Consider the following 2,958-nt stretch of genomic DNA (forward strand, 5'->3'; position numbering starts at 1 on the left):
GTGGCCCCGGCCAGGCGCGATGCGTTGCGCGCCAGGCTGGCAGTGCCGGAACTGGGGCCGGACGTGGCGTCCGTGCTGGCGGCAGCGCCTGGCATGTCGCAGTCGCAGACGCCGTCGGCGGCAGTCGGCGTGGCATCGGATACGTCAACGGCTGCGTCCGCTGATGCGGCGGCGGATTCGGCAAGGGGCTGGGCGTGCGGGAAGCGGGAGGTGTCTGTCATGCCTCGTGTGTACACCGCGAAGGGGTGGGGATGGAAGTGCCGGGCGCGGGGCCGGACGTGAATGCGGCACTGGCCGCGACAACCGGTGGATTGCGGTGCGCGGCCAGCGGACGAAAGGACAATCGGGGCACAGCCCGCCGTTCTGCCTAATCCTGCAAGGACAACCTGAACGTGGCCGAATGCCAGCTGCGGCAGCGCGGGCACACGCTGAAGGTATGTTCGCGGCGCAGGCCGCAGGACCCGCACACGAAGCGTTTCACCTTGCGGGCGTGTTCGATGAAATATTCAAGCTGGCTGCGGAATACCGGCGACAGGTGCTGCTGCTCCATGGACAGCGACAGCAGTTCCAGCCGGGCCGCCCAGAAGTCGGGCCGCAGCACCATGGCCTTGGCCAGCCAGTTGCCTGCCTCTTCACGGTTGCCGCAGCGCAGCAGGAACAGCGCCCCGTAATATTGCAGCAGCAGGTCCGGCTCCTGCGCCTCTATGGCGGCAAGCACCGTGGCACAGCGCTTTTCCTCGAAGTCCGCACTGCCCGCGCCGTTCGTGCCGTTGCCAGCGCCGCCGGGAGCGGCGCCACCGTTGCCGTTGCGCGGGGCTGGGGCTTCAAGTTCAAGCAGTCCTTCAAGCAGCAGGAAGCGGATGGAGGCGGGCACCCGCTCCAGTCCCTCGCGCAGCAGTTTGCCCGCACGGCGCCATTCGCCCGCGCGGGCCGCCATGACCAGCCGCGCCCGCCAGGCTTCCACCGCGCCGGGATAGACCTTTACGGCCTTGGCCAGCAGCGCCCTGGCCTCGTCGGGGCGATTGCAACGGTCCAGATCCTCGGCGTGGCGGACCATGTAATGGGCCTGCGCCGGGCGGAAGCCCAGCCGTGCGTACTGCGCCGCCGCTTCCTGAAAGGCGCCGCTGTCCGCGTGCAGCAGGGCCAGCTCGTAGGTAATCTGTTCCGGGTCGGCCCCGAGCGCCCGCGCCTCGTCAAAGGCCGCGAGTGCCCGGTCCATGACCCCGCCGCGCCGGTAGTCGCGGCCCAGTTCGAACAGGGCGCGCGCCTTGAACTGCGGATCCAGCCCTGGGCGCACGATGAGGCTGCTGCGGATCTGGACGGCGCGTTCGATGTCGCCGCGCAGGCGGTACAGGTTGCCGAGGGCGAGATATATCTCCACCGCGTCCGGGTCGTTGCGCACCACCCGGCTCAGTTCCTGGATGGCCGACAGCGCATCGCGCGCGCCGGGAGATTCGGCATCCGGCCCCATGGGCGAAAGGATGTCGGCGCGCCGGTTGCCCAGCAGGGTTCGCGCGCCCGCCTTCAGTCTGTCCAGCAGCGTCACGGAATCTCCCGCCTAGCCGGCCTTGGCCGGGGTGGGTTCCGTGGCGGCAACGGGGGCCGGAGCGGGGGCAGCCACCGGTTCCGGGGCCTTGCGCGCGGTTTCCAGCGGCAGGTTGCGCAGCGAGGTCAGTTCCTTTTCCAGCACGCGGATGCGCTTGTTGGCGCGGCGCAGGGCGGCCCCGGCGCGCAGGCGGCTGACCATGAGCATGAGCATGGTGCACAGCGCGCCCAGCAGGAAGGCACACAGGATCATGAAGTAGAACGGCAGGGCGATGGAACTCCACGCGGTGTCGAAGAACAGGTCGAGCTTCAGGGTGACGGCCTGCGACAGCACCGCGTTGTTTTGCACGAAGAACATCATGGAGATGAAGAACACCAGAACCAGAACGAGAACCTTGACGAAGCGCATGTCGGCCTCCTTACCGTCCCGCGCGGGGCAGGCGGTCGAACAGGGGTTTCAGGGCATGATACGTGGAATGCAGATGCTCGGGAATGACCCGTGTTTCGCTCATCACCGCCATGAACGACGAATCGCCGTTCCAGCGCGGCACCAGGTGGAAATGCAGATGTTCGCGGATGCCCGCTCCGGCGGCCTCGCCCAGGTTCAGCCCCACGTTGATGCCCTGCGGGTTGAAGCGCTGGCGCAGCATGGTGGTGCAGGTCTGGAGCAGGTCCATCATCTCGTGGGCTTCGTCCGGTTCCAGCGCGGCAAGGTCCATGACGTGCCGGAACGGCGTGACCATGAGGTGCCCGTTGTTGTACGGGAACTTGTTCATGATCACGAAATTGTGCCGCCCCCGGTACAGGACCAGGCGCGCCTCGTCCTCTTCGGTGTGTTCGGGCAGGCAGAACACGCAGTTGTCGGGCTTGGGGCCCAGGATGTAGTCGAGGCGCCACGGCGCCCAGAGGGTTTCCATGATCCGTTCCGTCTCCTGGGGCACGGCGCGCGCCACTGTTTGTGTGCATGCGCAACGTGCCGTATTTCCGATTGAAATTCAGCCGTCAGATGTGCTTACACCCTAGGGCCTTGCGGGGCAAGGGGGGCGGGCCGCCAGGGGCGATGTTTGTGGCGCTGACGGGGGCTGCAATGCCGCTTGCGGCCAGTCCGTGACCGATTGCGAACAGCGGTGGCCGGTCACGGTTGCAGGGCCGCCTCGTCACCGTGAACGTCAGTCCGCTGGCGTTCCGGCGGTGCCGCCCGTTTCGTTGCCGCCTTCAGGCGTGCTCTGCACACGCTGCCCGTCTGGCCCGTTCGTTCCTTCCTGTTCGTCCTGCCCGTTCCGAAGTTCGCGCCAGCCCGGCGGCCTTTGACGCCGGTTGCCGGTCACCATGTCCTGGCCCTGGGCCACGCAGGCGGCCTCGGCATCCTGCCCGTCGCCCCCGCCGGGGCCGGCCTCTGCCGCAAGGGCCTCG

General features: G+C 68.0%; 5 protein-coding genes. All 5 read right to left on the reverse strand.

The window, feature by feature from the left end; translation table 11 throughout:
• The coding region (locus tag FVW27_RS11980) for a hypothetical protein (RefSeq protein WP_208294755.1) at positions 1 to 221 on the reverse strand (221 nt) is incomplete at its 3' end.
• Between the two features lie 146 nt (positions 222 to 367).
• Entirely contained in the window at positions 368 to 1,546 is a 1,179-nt protein-coding gene (locus tag FVW27_RS11985) for a tetratricopeptide repeat protein (protein ID WP_341806133.1), read from the reverse strand.
• 12 nt (positions 1,547 to 1,558) lie between these two features.
• A complete protein-coding gene (locus FVW27_RS11990; protein ID WP_167125442.1) occupies positions 1,559 to 1,954 on the reverse strand; it encodes a lipopolysaccharide assembly protein LapA domain-containing protein in 396 nt (131 codons plus the stop codon).
• A gap of 10 nt (positions 1,955 to 1,964) precedes the next feature.
• Positions 1,965 to 2,462 (reverse strand): HIT family protein, encoded by a 498-nt coding sequence (locus FVW27_RS11995; protein ID WP_167125444.1) that lies wholly within the window; start codon positions 2,460 to 2,462, stop codon positions 1,965 to 1,967.
• Positions 2,463 to 2,714: 252 nt separating this feature from the next.
• Positions 2,715 to 2,958 (reverse strand): hypothetical protein (locus FVW27_RS12000; RefSeq protein WP_208294756.1); only part of this gene is annotated, 244 nt, incomplete at its 5' end.

Source organism: Nitratidesulfovibrio liaohensis, from assembly GCF_011682075.1.
Taxonomy (GTDB): domain Bacteria; phylum Desulfobacterota; class Desulfovibrionia; order Desulfovibrionales; family Desulfovibrionaceae; genus Cupidesulfovibrio; species Cupidesulfovibrio liaohensis.